General features: G+C 68.8%; 15 protein-coding genes. 11 read left to right on the forward strand and 4 right to left on the reverse strand.

The window, feature by feature from the left end; genetic code table 11:
• Window positions 1-202 precede the first annotated feature (202 nt).
• The 9 genes from AC1VNM_RS09480 to AC1VNM_RS09520 all read left to right on the forward strand — a co-directional run bounded on the left by AC1VNM_RS09480 (window position 203) and on the right by AC1VNM_RS09520 (window position 9,767).
• A complete protein-coding gene (locus AC1VNM_RS09480) occupies window positions 203-2,596 on the forward strand; it encodes a TonB-dependent receptor (RefSeq protein WP_483106729.1) in 2,394 nt (797 codons plus the stop codon).
• Window positions 2,586-4,001, forward strand: coding sequence for an LLM class flavin-dependent oxidoreductase (locus AC1VNM_RS09485; protein WP_483106730.1), 1,416 nt, complete (start codon window positions 2,586-2,588; stop codon window positions 3,999-4,001). Before AC1VNM_RS09480 ends, AC1VNM_RS09485 begins: the two co-directional genes overlap by 11 nt.
• 152 nt (window positions 4,002-4,153) lie before the next feature.
• Complete coding sequence (locus tag AC1VNM_RS09490; protein ID WP_483106731.1) at window positions 4,154-5,035, forward strand: aliphatic sulfonate ABC transporter substrate-binding protein; 882 nt, start codon at window positions 4,154-4,156, stop codon at window positions 5,033-5,035.
• 131 nt (window positions 5,036-5,166) lie between these two features.
• Window positions 5,167-6,120: a DUF2272 domain-containing protein gene (locus tag AC1VNM_RS09495; protein ID WP_483106732.1), complete on the forward strand. Its 954-nt coding sequence runs from the start codon at window positions 5,167-5,169 to the stop codon at window positions 6,118-6,120.
• Window positions 6,117-6,728 (forward strand): hypothetical protein, encoded by a 612-nt coding sequence (locus AC1VNM_RS09500; protein WP_483106733.1) that lies wholly within the window; start codon window positions 6,117-6,119, stop codon window positions 6,726-6,728. The genes AC1VNM_RS09495 and AC1VNM_RS09500 overlap by 4 nt, the downstream gene beginning before the upstream one ends.
• A gap of 213 nt (window positions 6,729-6,941) precedes the next feature.
• Window positions 6,942-7,721, forward strand: a complete 780-nt coding sequence (locus AC1VNM_RS09505) for a sensor histidine kinase (protein ID WP_377154541.1) — start codon at window positions 6,942-6,944, stop codon at window positions 7,719-7,721.
• Between the two features lie 86 nt (window positions 7,722-7,807).
• Window positions 7,808-8,482 carry a response regulator gene (locus AC1VNM_RS09510; RefSeq protein ID WP_377154539.1) on the forward strand — a complete coding sequence of 225 codons (675 nt, stop codon included), beginning with the start codon at window positions 7,808-7,810 and terminating at the stop codon, window positions 8,480-8,482.
• Complete coding sequence (locus AC1VNM_RS09515; protein ID WP_483106734.1) at window positions 8,473-9,279, forward strand: bestrophin-like domain; 807 nt, start codon at window positions 8,473-8,475, stop codon at window positions 9,277-9,279. Before AC1VNM_RS09510 ends, AC1VNM_RS09515 begins: the two co-directional genes overlap by 10 nt.
• Before the next feature lie 140 nt (window positions 9,280-9,419).
• Window positions 9,420-9,767 (forward strand): UBP-type zinc finger domain-containing protein, encoded by a 348-nt coding sequence (locus tag AC1VNM_RS09520; protein WP_483106735.1) that lies wholly within the window; start codon window positions 9,420-9,422, stop codon window positions 9,765-9,767.
• A gap of 43 nt (window positions 9,768-9,810) precedes the next feature.
• Here AC1VNM_RS09520 and AC1VNM_RS09525 read toward each other — a convergent pair whose 3' ends face one another.
• A complete protein-coding gene (locus AC1VNM_RS09525; protein ID WP_483106736.1) occupies window positions 9,811-10,716 on the reverse strand; it encodes a hypothetical protein in 906 nt (301 codons plus the stop codon).
• 29 nt (window positions 10,717-10,745) lie between these two features.
• Window positions 10,746-12,716 (reverse strand): hypothetical protein, encoded by a 1,971-nt coding sequence (locus tag AC1VNM_RS09530; protein WP_483106737.1) that lies wholly within the window; start codon window positions 12,714-12,716, stop codon window positions 10,746-10,748.
• Window positions 12,717-13,026: 310 nt separating this feature from the next.
• On the opposite strand from AC1VNM_RS09530, the gene AC1VNM_RS09535 reads away from it, so the two are divergent.
• The gene (locus tag AC1VNM_RS09535; RefSeq protein ID WP_483106738.1) at window positions 13,027-13,416 is read left to right on the forward strand and encodes a hypothetical protein; all 390 of its coding nucleotides are present in this window, start codon (window positions 13,027-13,029) and stop codon (window positions 13,414-13,416) included.
• Between the two features lie 57 nt (window positions 13,417-13,473).
• Entirely contained in the window at window positions 13,474-14,268 is a 795-nt protein-coding gene (locus tag AC1VNM_RS09540; RefSeq protein WP_483106739.1) for a hypothetical protein, read from the forward strand.
• Here the strand turns inward: AC1VNM_RS09540 and AC1VNM_RS09545 are convergent.
• Both AC1VNM_RS09545 and AC1VNM_RS09550 read right to left on the reverse strand, forming a co-directional pair.
• Window positions 14,262-14,777 (reverse strand): hypothetical protein, encoded by a 516-nt coding sequence (locus tag AC1VNM_RS09545; RefSeq protein WP_483106740.1) that lies wholly within the window; start codon window positions 14,775-14,777, stop codon window positions 14,262-14,264. The two genes, AC1VNM_RS09540 and AC1VNM_RS09545, sit on opposite strands and share 7 nt — an antisense overlap.
• Window positions 14,778-14,997: 220 nt before the next feature.
• Complete coding sequence (locus tag AC1VNM_RS09550; RefSeq protein ID WP_377154525.1) at window positions 14,998-15,309, reverse strand: ArsR/SmtB family transcription factor; 312 nt, start codon at window positions 15,307-15,309, stop codon at window positions 14,998-15,000.
• Window positions 15,310-15,383: the final 74 nt, after the last annotated feature.

Genomic DNA, 15,383 nt, shown 5'->3' on the forward strand with positions numbered 1-15,383 from the left:
GTGCCTCCGCCGCCTGCGTCTGCGTGGGACGCGCGCGCCGAAGAAGCACCCGCCACGACGCCGTGGCCAGAACGGAAACCGTTTAAGGAAATCATCTTTTGGTCTTTGACGCGCCTTGGCGCCGATTCGGATGATGCGAACCATGTTAGCGCTAACAGCTTGTTGGCCATCTCAATCGCTTCTGAGGAAAACGGAGAACGCCATGCGCCGCCCGACCATCGCCCCACACCGCCCCGCCCGGCGGCGCCACGACCGGCAGCACCGGATGCTCGCCGCGGCCTGCAGCCTGCTGTGCGCCATGGCGGCCGAGCAGGTGCTGGCGCAGGACACCGCGGGAGCAGCGGCATCCGAGACCGCGGCGTCCGGCGCCGCCTCCCAGGCCGGCGCCGCAGTCGGCGGCGGGGCCGACGCGGCCGCGCCGAACGCCCTCCCCGCCGTGACCGTCACCGCTGCCAAGCGCAGCGAGTCGCTGCAGCGCGTCCCCGTCGCCGTGTCCGTGCTCGACGGCGAGACCTTGGAGAACGCCAATCGCAACACGCTCGGCAGCCTGGCCGCCGCGGTGCCCAGCCTCAACTTCCGCACCGGCGCGTCCAACAAGGACACCTCGCTGTTCGTGCGCGGCGTGGGCACGATCTCGACCTCGCCGGGCGTGGAGCCCACGGTCTCCACCGTCATCGACGGCGTGCCGCTCGCGCGCCCCGGCCAGAGCACGCTGGACCTGCTCGACGTGCAGCGCGTCGAAGTGCTGCGCGGCCCGCAGGGAACGCTGTTCGGGAAGAACGCGTCGGCGGGCGTGGTCAACATCGTGAGCCGCGAGCCGGCCTCGCAGCTGGAGCGCTTCGTCGACCTCAGCCATTACGGCGCCGGCAACGAGACGCGGCTGCGCGGCGGCATCTCCGGCCCGCTGGCCGGCGGCGTGCGCGCCTCGCTGACGGCGCTGGGCGCCCGCTACGACGGCAACGTGACCAACGTGCAGGACGGCAGCCGCGTCAACGGCTACGACAAGCGCGGCGTGCGGGCGCGCGTCGACTGGGACATCGACGCGCTCAGCAGGCTTGCGCTGACCGCCGACTACCTCAAGTCCAAGGACGACATCCCGACCGGCGTCGTGACCCGCACGCGCCTGATCGCGTATCCGTCGGGCGCGGTCACGGACTTCCCCGCCTTCGCGTCGGCGCTCGCGCCGGTCGTGGCCAGCGACGACAACCGTCGCATCAACACCAACCTCGCGACCACCGTCCACGACCGCAACCGCGGCGCCTCGCTGACCTACGAGCGCAAGCTCCCCGCCGGCCATCAGCTGACCGCCATCACCGGCTGGCGCGGCTGGGACAACACGCAGGTGCAGGACGGCGACCGCCTGGCCGCGCCCGCCGCCGGACTGCCGCAATCGCATGACCGCGGCATCGTGGACTTCGAGCAGCTGTCGCAGGAGATCCGCGTCGCCTCGCCGCAGGGCTCGGCCTTCGGGCTGCCGATCGACTACGTCGCCGGGCTCTTCACGATGCACACGCGCGACAAGGAGATCTACCGCCGCGACGTGGCGCGCGTCACCGCGACCGGCACCTACGCCGACTGGGGCGAGGCGCACTACGGGACCGACAGCCACAGCACCGCGCTCTTCGGCGAGGGCCGCTGGCACCTGACCCCGGCGTGGACCGTGCTGGCCGGGGCGCGCTGGACGCAGGACCGCCTCGACTTCACGCACGAGCGCGCCCGCAGCACGCCGGATGCGCAGTTCGCCGGCGCGATCCCGGGCGTGAACGGCGCGGTGGCGCTGGGCGGCGACACGACGGCGGTCGGGCGCTCCGGCCGTGTCGGCGTGCAGCATGCGGTCGACGAGGACCTCAGCACCTACCTCACCTGGTCGCGCGGCTACAAGGGACCGGCCTTCAACGTGTTCTTCAACATGCTGGCGCGCGACGCGCTGGCGCTGAAGCCCGAGACTTCGAACAGCGTCGAAGCCGGCCTGAAGTCGGAATGGCTGGACCGCCGGCTGCGGGTCAACCTGGCGGTGTTCTCCACCGACTACCGCAACTACCAGGCCAACTTCTTCGACACGGTCGACGGCACCGTGATCACGCGGCTGATCAACGCGGGGGATGTCGCGAGCCGCGGCGCGGAACTCGATCTCGATGCGCGCGTGACGCGCGACTTCAGCGTCGCCGCGTCGGTCGCCTACGTGCATGCGCGCATCGACCGCTTCAACTGCCCCGTCGGCGCGGCCGCGAGCTGCGACGTCAACGGCAAGCCGCTGCCGTTCTCGCCGGACTGGAAGGGCACGGTCCGCGCGAGCTACCGCATCCCGCTGGCGGGAGGACGGCAACTGGAGCTGGGCAGCGACTACGCCTGGCAGAGCCGCGTGCAGTACGACATCGGCCAGTTCGCCGACACCCGGCAGGGCGCGTACGGGATCTGGAACGCGAGCATCGCGCTGCAGCAGCCCAGCCAGGGCTGGCGCGTCGCGCTGGTGGCGAAGAACCTGCTCGACAAGTCGTATGCCTCCTTCCTCGGTCGCGGGGGCAGCTACGTGAACCGCTGGGTCCCGCGCGACGACCAGCGCTACTTCGGCGTGCAGGCGCGGCATGACTTCTGAAGCGTCCCCTTCCGAGGTCTCCGAGGCTGCGGCGCGTCATCGCGGCCAGGGGCGCCGCATGCACCTCGGCGCCTTCCTGCTCGAGTCCGGCCATCACGTCGCCGCGTGGCGGCATCCCGACGTGCCGCCGCATGCCGGCGTCGATCTCGCGCTCTATCAACACCTGGCACGCGAGGCGGAGGCCGCCTGCCTGGATGCGATCTTCCTGGCCGATTCCGTGGCGACCGAGGACGGACCGGGCGCGGAGCGCCTGTCGCGGTCCTCGCGCTTCGAGCCGTTGACGCTGCTGTCCGCACTGGCGGCGGGCACCTCGCGCATCGGACTCGTCAGCACGGTGACCACGAGCTACAACGAGCCCTACACGGTCGCGCGCCAGCTGGCATCGCTGGACCACCTCAGCGGCGGTCGCGTGGGCTGGAACCTGGTCACCTCGGACAACGCGAACGAGGCCGGCAACTTCGGCCGCGACGCGCACCTTGCACACGGCGACCGGTATCGGCGCGCGCAGGAGTTCCTCGCCGTCGCCCAAGGCCTGTGGGACAGCTGGGAGGACGACGCGCTGATCGACGACCGCGATCAGGGCCTCTATTACGACCCGACGCGACGCCACGTGCTGAACCATCGCGGCGAGCACTTCCGCGTGCGCGGGCCGCTGAACGTGCCGCGTTCGCCGCAAGGCCGGCCGGTGATCGTCCAGGCGGGCGCGTCCGAGCCGGGACGGCAGCTGGCCGCGGCCAGCGCGGAGCTGGTCTTCACCGCGCAGCCGACCCGGGCGCGTGCGCAGGCCTTCTACGCCGACCTGAAGTCCCGCGCGGAAGCCGCCGGTCGCCCGCGCGACGCGCTGAAGATCCTCCCCGGCGCCTACGTGCTGGTCGCGCCGACGCGTGCCGAGGCCGAGGACCGGCAGGCCGAGCTGCAATCGCTGGTTCACCGCGACACCGCGCTGGGCCTGCTGTCCCGGATGATCGGCAACATCGACCTGCGCGGCCTCAACTGGGACGCGCCGCTGCCCGAACTGCCGCTCACCGACAGCGGCCAGCGCAGCCGCCAGCAGTTGCTGACGCAGCTCGGCCACGACGGTGGCCTGACGCTCGGTCAGCTCGCGATGAAGATCGCCGGCGGTCGCGGCCACCTGTCCGCCATCGGCAGCGTGAGCGACGTGGCCGACATCCTGCAGGACTGGTTCGAGCACGACGCCGCCGACGGCTTCAACCTGATGCCGCCGCTGCTGCCGACCGGCTTCGAGGCGATCACGCGCCTGCTCGTGCCCGAGCTGCAGCGGCGCGGGCTGTTCCGCACGCGCTATGAAGGCACGACGCTGCGCGATCACCTGGGGCTGGCACGGCCGGCTCATCCCCGTCACGCCGAGGCCATCGCCAACACCCTCGCCAAGGAGTCCCCATGAAGCGCCGTACCCTGCTCGCCGCCGTGCCCCTGTTGTCGACGGGGATCGCCGACGGCACTGGTGCACGGGCCGCGGCCGTTGGCCCTCACCCCCACCCGCTCCCGCAAGCGGGAGAGGGAGTCCGACCGAGCGGCGCCACGACGGAGCGCTCGGTGCGCACCAGGCGCACGCTGCGCGTCGGGTTCCAGAAAGGCGGGCTGCTGCCGCTCGTGAAGGTTCGAGGGCTACTGGAGCAACGACTGGCCCCGCTCGGCTGGCAAGTCGCCTGGCTCGAGTTCCCTGCCGGCCCGCAGCTGCTGGAAGCCTTCAACGTGGACGCCGTCGACATCGGCGTCACGGGCGCGCCGCCGCCGATCTTCGCGCAGGCGGCGCGCACCGACTTCGTCTACATCGCCGCCGAGCCCGGCCAGCCGCACAGCGAAGCCATCCTGGTGAAACCCGACAGCCCGCTGCGCGGCGTCGCGGACCTGAAGGGCCGCCGCGTCGGGCTGCAGAAGGGGTCGAGTTCGCATTACCTGCTGCTGGCCTCGCTGGCCAAGGCAGGACTGCAGCTGCGTGACGTGTCGCCGGTGTTCCTCTCGCCGGCGGACGCGCGCGCGGCCTTCGAGCGCGGCGCGATCGACGCGTGGGTCGTGTGGGATCCCTACCTCACCTTCGCGCAGGCGGCGACGCAGGCGCGCGTGCTGGCCGACTTCAGCGCCCTCGCCCCCGAGTCCCCGCCGTGGAGCTTCTACGAGGCGCGCCGCGCCTTCGCCGCCGAGCATGGCGCGCTGCTGCGCGAGCAGGTGATCCCGCTGCTCGCGGAGGCCGGGGCCTGGGCCAACGAGCACCGCGAGGAGAGCGCGCGCCTCGTGGCGCCGCTCTTCGGCGTGCCGGAAGCGCAGCTGCTGCAGCTGCAGAAGCGCCTGCGCTACGGCGCGCGTCCGCTGACGGCGGCGATCGCGGCGGACCAGCAGCGCATCGCCGATGCCTTCTTCGCGCAGAAGATCATTCCAGCGAAGGTGGCGGTGAAGGAGGCGTTCTGGGGCTTGTGACCCAGCGCCGGGATCGCGGGAGCGGTTCCGGATTTCTCACCCCCAAGCTCAGCCTTCCTCCGATGCCCTGAGCGCCGGGCCGCCACGACGATGAGCCTTCCGCGTCCCCGTTCCGCGACGCAGGAGGCCTCATGTCACAGCGTCCGCCCCGGCGGGTGTACCGCCACGATCCGTTTCCTCGCGATCTCTCGCACGCCGTGCTGCTGGCGCTGCTCGCGCTCGTCGCGCTCTGGCTGCAGGGCTGCGCGCAGACGAAGCCGATCGCGGCACCGCCGCCGTGGCCGCTCGACGATCCGGCGCCGGTCTATGAAGTGGAGCCGCCGCGTCCGGCCGCCACGTCGAACCTCAGTGCGAACGCCGCTTCGAAAGCCACTCCAGACGTCAGCCCGACGACCGGCCTCGGCGGCGAGACCGCGCCGCCGGCGCCGTCGACCGAGCGCCTGCTCGCGCTCGCGCTGCAGGAATGGGAGCTCTGGGGTCGAGGTCGCTGGGATGCCGCCACCAACCTCACCGAGCGCCGGCTGGACGTGCCGCGCCGGCAGGAAACCGAGCCCTACCTCCACACCCGCGTGCTGCTGTACTGGATCGGCGTGAAGGGCCCCGACTACCCGCTCCAGCGCACGCGCTTCGACGACGGCTCGCTGAAGCCGTGGAGCGCGGTCTTCATCTCCTGGCTGATGCGCAATGCCGGCTTCGGCGATCGCCAGTTCGAGGCCAGCGAGCTGCACTGGCACTACATCCGCGCGGCGCTGGACGGGAGCCGTCCGGGCCTGGAGGCCCGCGACGCCGCCGTCACGCCGCCGCGACCGGGCGACGTCATCTGCGCGCCGCGCGACGCGCAGCCCGACGCACCGACCGGCTTCGCCCAATGGAGCACCCTGCCCCGCGCGCAACGCGGCCGCATCTGGACCTGGCACTGCGACCTGGTCGTGCAGGTGGACGGCGGCGAGCTGGGCGCCATCGGCGGCAACGTCAGCGAAAGCGTCAGCTGGACGCGCGCCCCGCTGGACGCCGGGGGCCGGTTGATCGCGACGCCGGACCGCGCCTGGACGGTCCTGCTGCGCCAGAAGGGAGCGCCGCCTTGAGCGCGGCCGACAACGTCAGGATGCCGCGCGACCGCCGCGCGGCGGTGCTCGGCTACTGGCAGGCGGCGGTCGGGCTGGCCACGGGCCTGAGCGTCATCGTCGGGGTGCTGATCTCGGTCACCCAGCTCGTCGCCTGGGTGGACGACAGCAAGCGCGCCAACCTGACGGAGCGGCTGCAGTCGCTGCAGCACGTCGCCCACCTGCTGGAGCGCGACGAGCGCATCCGGCTGCGCGCCCGCGCGTTCCAGCGCGAGCTGCTGCCCGAGATCGGCCCGCACGCCCAGGAGCTCATCCGCCTGGCCGGCTCGGGCGAGGACCTCTACCTGAGCCAGGACATGGAGAACTTCGCCGCCGTCCACTTCCATTACGAGCAGCTCGGCGCGCTGGTGAAGCTGGAGTACATCGAGTTCCCGCTGGTCTACGAGGTCGTCCCCTTCCCCGACGACTACATGGCGGCCGTCGATCCGCTGCGCAAGGCGCTGGCCGAGCACTGGAAAGGCATTGGCCGGCCGCTGCCGGACCTGGGCGCCAACATCGATTACCTGAAGCGCTGCTACGACCTCAGCCGTGCCACGCCGCACCAGCGTCCGCACTGCCCCCGCGAATGAACGGCCTGGCCGGTCGGTCGCGAGCGCGTGCAAGGGCGTGCAAGGGCGTGCAGACGCCCGCAAGCGCCTGTTTCCGGACCTTCCGGAACCTGACGGCGCTTCCGGAAGGTTTCCGGAAGGTCGCGGAAGACGGCGCCGACTACCGTCTGCGGCACCGATCCCCCGGGGTCGGCATCCACACGACGACGCCGTCCAGGCGCACAGGGAGCTCGCATGAACCTCACCCCACACCGTCCCCGCCAGCGTGAAGAGTCCCCGCCGCCGACGCGGCCCCGTTCCACCGGCCCGACCGGCCGGCTCGCCCGCGAGCACCGGCTCGAGCGGCTGACCCGTCTGCAGATGACGCTCGCGGAAGCGCACGCCGACGCCGAACTCCGCGAGCGTGAGCGCGTCGCCCAGCTGCTGCATGACCAGGTCGGCGGCCTGATCGTCCGGCTGCGGCTGGCGTTCGGGGAGTGGCGCCAGGGCGCGACCGCCCCGGCCGGCGCGGATCCGGCGCTGGCCCAGGTCACCGCGCTGCTGGGCGAGCTGTCGCAGACGGTCCGCACGCTGACCTTCGCGCTGGCGCCGCCGGACTGGCACGGCGACCTGCCGACGGCGCTGGCCGCCATGGCGGCGGAGCTGGGCCTGCTCGGCCCGCTGGCGATCCATGTCGACGGCAGCGCGATGGCGGCCCCCGGCACTGTCGAGATCCCGGCCGCGCAACGCGCGGTCGCCTGCCGCGTGGTGCGGGAGCTCTGCCTGAATGTGCAGAAGCACGCCTCGGCGTCCCGCGTCGACATCGTGCCGACGGTCGACGCCGGGTGGCTGAGCGTGCGCGTGCGCGACGACGGGCGCGGCTTCGCGACCGGCCAGGGCGACACCGAGGCGCGAGGGCTCGGCCTGAGCGGCGCGCGCGCCCAACTGCAGGCCCTGGGCGGCGCGCTCGTGCTGCGCTCCGAGCCGGGTCGCGGCACCTGCGCGACTCTGCTAATTCCGATCGACTCCGCGTGATCACGCGGAGTGCCGAGCGATCACACGCCCGCTTCCTCGTTCCGCTTTCACGTTCCTCTTTCACGTTCCATTTCAGGGAGATTCCGATGACCCTCCGCATCGTCCTGGCGGACGACCACCAACTCGTGCGCGAAGGCCTGCGCGCGCTCCTGTCCCGAGACGCCGAGCTGGACGTCGTCGGGCTGGCCGAGGATGGCGCCGCCGCCGTCAAGCTCGTGCGCCATCTGCAGCCGGATCTGCTGATCACGGACATCGCGATGCCGGGCCTCAACGGCATCGAGGCCACGCGCCGCGTCCGCGCCCACCATCCGTCGGTGCAGGCGATCTGCCTGTCGATGCACGGCGATCAGCGCAGCGTGGTCACGGCGCTGCAGGCGGGGGCGTCGGGCTACGTGCTCAAGGACGCGTCGAGCGAGGAGCTGCTACGCGCGGTGCGCGACGTGGCCAGCGGGCGGATCTACCTGAGCCCGGGGCTGATGGGCGGACTGGTCGACGAGATCCGTACGCGGCACCGGCTGCCCGAGGCCGGCACGCCGATCCCGGCCGGCCCCGCGCTGACGGCGCGCGAGCGGGAGATCGTCCAGCTCTTCGCCGAGGACCTGAGCACGCAGGAGATCGCGGACCGGCTCAAGCTCAGCGCGAAGACGGTCGCGACGCATCGCGAGAACGTGACGCGCAAGCTCGGCGTGCGCGGGGTGGCGGGCATGACGCGGTATGCGCTGAGCGAAGGCCTTAGCGAGGGAGGCGTGCCATGCCGGTGATCGTCTACGACGTGCCGAACTGGGCGCTCGGGATGGGGCTGGTGCTGACCTGGGTGCTGCTGGGACTGGGGGCGCAGGCGGTGCTTCCGCGGCGGTGGCGCGAGCATGCGACCGAGGCGGATCGCAACGTCGCGCTCGCGTCGCTGGGCGTGATCGCGACGATCAACTCGCTGCTGCTGGCGTTCTCGGCGGTGTCGGTGTGGGACTCGTTCAGCGCGGCGGAGCAGGCGGTGAGCCGGGAGGCGACGGCGATGGCGCAGCTGGGCCGGTCGCTGGCGGTGTACGGGACGCCGGAGTCGACGCTCGCGCGCGAACGGCTGCGCGGCTATGGCCGGAGCGTCATCGGCAAGGAATGGGCGGCGATGCAGCACGAGCAGCCGAGTCAGCAGACGCAGGACGCGTTCGACGACGTCTACCGGTCGCTGGGCGCCCTGCGACCGGGGAGCGCGGCGGAGACCGTGCTGGTCGAGCAGATGTGGAGCCAGGTGAATGACCTGCTGATGCAGCGCCGCGCCCGGCTGGAGGCCAGCGATGGCAAGGTGCCGACGACGCTGTGGGTGGTGGTGCTGGTGAGCTCGCTGCTGACGTTGGCTCCGGTGGCGGTGCTGCCGGTCACCGCGTGCAGTCGCGGGGCGATCGTGGTGCTGGCGATTGCCCTCGGATTGGTCTTCCACTTCGTCGCCGCGATGGACCGGCCATTCCTCGGCGCGGAACGCGTCACGTCAGATCCGATCGAGAACGCGCTCGCGAACATGCAGCGGTGGGATGCGAGAAGTTTGCCGGTGCCGGCGAGGTAGCGGTCTGTTGGCTCAAAGCCGCCAGCTCGACCCCCGGCACGGCGCTGTTCATCTCGTGCCGATGGCGGAACGCAGTGTTTCCGGAGACGGGACGACTCAGGCAGGCCGAGCGAGGTCCGACGCCATGGGCCACTGCTAGGATGAGCTCGCCGTTCAAAGGCGACTCTGAGGAGATCACAGTGGCACGTTCTTGCACACACCGGGACAGCATTCGAACGGTGATTCCCAGCGCGCGAGGCTGCGAGGAGTGCCTCAAGATTGGCAGCGAATGGGTGCATCTCCGCATCTGTCGCACCTGTGGGCACGTCGGATGCTGCGATGACTCGCCCCATCGGCATGCACGAGCCCACTACACCGCGACCCAGCACCCCATCATCGAAGGCTACGACCCGCCAGAGGGATGGGGATGGTGCTTCGTCGACAAGACCATCGTGGACCTGGGAGCGGATACGACCCCGCAGGATGGACCGATTCCGAAATTCCTTTAGCTGACAACTGGCATCGCCCGCATTGCGCCAGGGCATCGCTTTCCTAGCTGCGGGGACTGCAGGTGAGTTTCTGGAACGACGTGCAGTCGCGACCATTGCAGATCCGCTGATCAGAGATCACGACGGTCAGGCCGTAGTTCGGCTTCGCGACTTCATTGCTCGATGGTCCCAAGCCCTTCGATGCGCAGAAGGCGTCCGCGGCCGGCTTGCCGCAATTGGTGGCCCACTCGCGGCACCAATCGAGCTGGACGCTGTCGCCGCTCTTGAGCTTCAGCTCTGGAGAGAAGACGGTGAGGGATCCATCCGCCGCGCGTTGCGTCGACATCTCCGAATACGCGCGCGGTGCACGGGCGCACCTCATGTTCACGTCCGTCACGAAGCGCCCGTCGCTGGAGGTCCAGACCGACAACGAGGTGGCTAGTTCGCCCGCTGGGCACCTGCCCTTGTTTGGCTTGCCTTTGCCACGCGGCAGGTTGTTGCTTCCTCCGAAAGCGATGGCCGACCCGGTCACCGTCTGCGGCGGTGCGAGCGTGCTGCACTGCAGGGTCACCCTGTCGGCAAACGCGGCATCCCCCTGAAGCACCTTCGCGACTTCCCACGCGCTGACGGCGGAGCCCGCAGGACAGCTCTGCGTGACCGCCCCGCCGCCCTTGCCGCCAACGGGGCGCCCTGCCCGCCCCTCGATGGGAAGGTGGGTCCTCTCGTTCCAGCCGGCGCATGTCGGGCCGACGGCGTCGATCCAGAGACCGGCTTTCCCGGTGAGGCCTGTGATCCACTGGTCCTTGCCGCACGCGGCGTCCTTGCCCACGGTGAGCGTGGCCCAGGCAGGCGCTGCCATCGATGCCATGGCGATTGCCAAAGCCCAAGCCCGGATGCGGATGATTGAATGAGCCATCTTGGCCTCCTCCCTGTGCCGGTGGATCGTGCACCAGCCAGCGAGGACGGACATCCCTAGTTCCTCAGGGAGACCGCTGAGTCTCACCAAGCCCGGAGAAATCGTCCCACCAACCACGACACGCTCACCGTGGCGGCGACCGTGAGCAGAGCGCTCCAGAGGTATGCATTGGCGATGATGTCGCTCATCACCCAGTCGCCGAAGGACATGGAAAGAAAACGATTCCAGCCGTCCCCTGCGAGCGCGGCGACCGCTGCGACAGCGAATACGGGCAGGATCAGCACCGCGATGGCCATCAGCACAAAGAACGAGGTCACGACAGGCGCGCAGGCAAACAACGCGGCGAGATGCCTGCCCCTGGGAATCGAGGGCCGCGATGGCGGCTGGTTCGTCAACACGAAGGTGGCGATCTCGGGCCAGAACTGTTCGTCGATGGCCGCCCCATGTCCGCCGGAGACGTAGCGCACCTCCGTCAGCTCGACCGGGTCGGGTCCGGTTCCCAGCAGCCGTCTTCTGGCCGGCGGCGAGTTCGTGTCCGCGAAGCCGAAGGCTCCGGCGCCCCCGACGTCCAGCCAACGCAGGCCGAAATACTCAAACACTGCGGGAAGGAATGCGACGACGGAGTCCGCATTGCCGACGTAGTTGAGCACGCTCTTCACCTGGTCTTGTCGACGCCCCCACGGGTAGTCTTGCCTGACGACGCTTCCGGCGAACACGATGCGCTCGAACCTGATCGCCGGGCATATCTCCAACGCGTGCGCGGCGATGTACGTGTCGTTGCTGTGCCCGACGAAGCTGACCGCTGCATTGGGAAAGTGGCTGCGAACGTCCGCGTAACGCTCCATGAACCAATAGGTGGCATTCTTTCGTCCACCCGGCTTGACGAAGTCCCACATCGAGAAGAAGCCATAGCTGGGACTCGGCGCGCGGACATTGATCTTCGCGGCGCGCGCCTGGGTCTTGACCTCCCGCGCGACCCGCTTCGTCCAGAAGCCGTTGTCGCGAATGCCGTGCACCACCATGACGGCCTGAGCGACCTGATCGGCATCCGCCACGCCTTCCGCACCGGCCTCTGCCACGTCCATCGGATCAAGGTAATCATCGATGTCCCCCGGCGGAAGCACCCAATCCTCCTCCAGCAATTCATCGAACGACAGCTTCAGTGCCTTGACGATCCGATCTCGCCGCAGTTCGGCAGCAGCCCTCTCGGTCGCTCGTGTGTCGGCGTCGGCCTTCGGATGATCGACCGGGACGAGATGCATGACCTTGGCGTGGTTGCTCCCGGGCAGTTCCACATAGGCGAACTCGGCTCGGGGGCCAAGTTCGGTGCAGTCGGCGGGCGAGATGTACTCGTCCTTCGCCCCCAACATGAAGACCGTGCTGGGGATCGCGTTCGCCCTCAAAGGGTCGGCGGCCAGCAAGCCAGCATCGCGCTGCGCCCGAAGGTGTCGCATGACCTCGACGTATTGCAAGCGCGTTGAAATGATGAACGGAGATCCGCGTTTGAGTTCCCAGATGAATGGCAGCCGACCGCGGGAGACCACCTTCAGACTCTTCAGCCATCCGACCAGGCGCGCCAATCCGAAGAGCAGCGGCGACAAGAATCGGACATGGTCCGGAGACGCGGTGGTCAGTTGCCAGCCCCGCGTGATACCGGCGAGCACGACCAGTCGATGGACAAGCGGCGCCCACGGCGCGGCATGTTCCGAACGAAGACGGGCATCCATGCCGGCGCCATGCGCCATGCAGAACACTCTCCTCGCAAGCACAGATCCTGAGCTGTAGCCCATCAGCACGATGGACTCCAGGTTGGGCATCCTGGACACTTGATCGTCGATCAAGTGGAAGAGTTCCGCAGCGACTTCGTCTGGGCATCGCATGCTGAACATCGTGAGGTCCACGTCTGGCGCCCACACCTCCACATCGGGCAGGTCAGCCCGAAGGGCATCCAAGGTCTCGGCAGGAAACTCGCCTCCGGGCTGTCCTGCGAGAAGGAAGTCATCGGAATTGATCCAGCCGCGGATCGCGACAACGAGCTTCCTCTTTTCAGACACGAGGCACCTCCAGATACCTGTGGCCACGTTAGCTGATGCTGCCAATTGTCCCGTCATCAAATCTAAGGAGGGCGAGGGAGGAGTTTCCCGACGTTTATCACCCCGAGCATCCGCTGTCCTTCGCGGAGCGACTCCTTCACCTCATTGGCCACGTGCTTGGCCGGATCGCTTCCTAAATCTGAGCTTCGGCCTTCGTGGCGACCGATTTCTGAGGGTCAGGGGTTGCCACCGTTCTGTGGAGCAAGGGCGACTTCGAACGTCACCGCCCTCAGCTACCATCCGCCGCCATCAATCGACGGAAACAAAGAACATGACCGAGATCGCTGAATTCTCAGTCTGGGGAAAAGTCCTTCCGGAGGCGAAACGGGACTTCCGGAAGTGGATGGCGAAGGGAACCGGCTGGCGTGAGATCGACGTGGAGCGGCTCCTGGGGCCAGACGTTGCCTCAGGCAAGCCCATCGAGCTCTTCATGCACTTGGGATGGGAGGATGCTCAAAGCGAACTTCAGGCGTTGCCACCATTCATTGAGGAAGGCACCGGCCAGCTCACTGTGACGTCGTTCGCCCCCAGGGCGGGAGCGCCCTTTTGCACGCTGCACAACCTTTATACGTGGCGACTCGGGTGCCCGGTGTGCGACAACAACTATATCCACCGAGGGCGCCTGATACGGACTCCGACGGGCTTCGTACTTCCACGGTGAGATGCCCGTGGTCCTGAAATCCGCAACGCAGTCATTGCTCCGACATTTCGAGGTCGAATGTCCTCCCGCCCAACCCCCGCCTTCCTGCTCGCCCTGACGGCCGCCGCGATGTACGCGGCCAGCCTGGGCCTTCCCCCGTTCACCTGCGCCAGCACGGCCAGCTTTCCCGCATACATGATTCTCCTCATGGGGTGGACAGGCCTCGATCCGAGGTGGCTCGGAAATATCGGCATGGTCCTCGTACTGGTCTCGACCTTGAGGCCCGTGCCGACCCGTCGCCCCGCGCTTGCGATGGTTACCTGCGTATTGGCCGTGGCGTCGGTGATCTTTCCCGCTCTGGGTTGCACGGGCATGGACACCCCCAACCTGTCCACAGGACTGGCCGCAGGCGGCTACCTGTGGGTTGCTGCACTGCTCCTTGCGGGCTGCACGAATGCCGTGATGATTCCTCCCCGCGGTTGGTCGAAGCCCGAGACGCCGTCCCCGGCGAAGGTCGACGAGACGCCGTCCGACCGCATGTTCGCCCATGGCGAATGCACCAACTGCCCCGAGCAGGAGGAGATGGCTCAGCTACTTGCTCGACATGGCCTCGCGGTGTCGCTGGGCCAATACAGCATCTACGCCACGGACTGCGAGGTCTTCAGTTTCGAGAATTGGATGCCGCCGGGCGACTGGACGCTGGACGGCACCGCGGCCCGCCCTGAGGTCTTGTGGAGAGACGCCCGCCTCGTTTCCAAGGCGCTGACGGACGCCGGCATCCGGCACTGGCTGGGAATCTACGACGACGTCCAGAACAAGATGGGCTATCTGCATTTCGAATGGCCGGACGAGGATTCGCCGGCCACTCATTGAGCATGGGCGGTCCCCGGATGAGCGTCTATCCACGCCTGCATCGCGCTCTGCGCGGGCGTCGAATTGATCTTGTCGCATGCCGGCATCTCGACGCCCAAACGCCGGAACTCGGTCTCGTATTTCTTCAGGCTGCGCTTGGCGAAAGCCTCGTTGTCGACGGCGTCGAGCCACGCCTTGGGCCGAGGAGACGCTCCAGCCAGTTGCGTCACCTTCAGATCCAGCGGGTCGGCGAGTTTCTCCTTCAAGGTGCCGCCGGTGACCATGGCGCGCGCCAGTTCGTTGCGCCGCGCCATCGCAAGGCTGTCCTCGACTTCGAGTTGCTTGGCGAGCAGCGCCGCGTGGTTCTTGCGCGGCGTGGCGATCTGGGCGGACAGATCCACCTTCTGCCAGGCGTCCTTGGCGGCCTTGCCTTGCTGGTCGCGGGTCTCGCTGTACCAGGTGGCGCAACCGGACAGGCCTGCGGTGCAGGCGATGAGCAGGAGGGAGATGGCACGAGAGGCGGTCGACATCGGTTCACACTCCAACGCGGACGTCGCGCAGTCGTCGGTTTGTACGCCGGGGCGTGAGACGCCACATCCACAAGGTGATGGACGGCCGAGGTGCAGGCTCTGACGATGGCCTGCCTGCCGGGGTCAGGACTTGCCGGAGGGCATGGGTGAGTCGATCGGAAGGTTGGCGCCACGTCCCCAAAAAGCTGGAAACCCCGGCGCGGAGCGGCACCCGAACTCTCTACAGCTCCCGCGCCATCCGCTTCGCCAACGCCGCAATCGCCCGCTCATCGCGCCGGTAGTACGACCACCTCCCCGCCCGCTTGACGGTCACCAGACCGACGCTCGCCAGGTCGGCGAGGTACTTCGAGGTCGTCGAGAACGCCAGTCCCTGCCCTTCCTGAATCGACGACACGCAGACGCCGTCGACCAGCGGGTCGCCCTCGTCCTGCGGCGGGAAACTCCCGGGCGTCTTGAGCTTGCGCAGGATCTCCAGGCGCTGCGCGTTGGCCAGCACTTCGAGCACGCGGAGCAGGGGCACTTCTTCGGACATGGGCGGAATCGAGCGTTTGAACGGCCAGTGTACGGGCGGCTCGCGCGACGGATAGCAGCGCGCGCCGGGACGCG

The organism is Mitsuaria sp. MSU3D, from assembly GCF_056867975.1.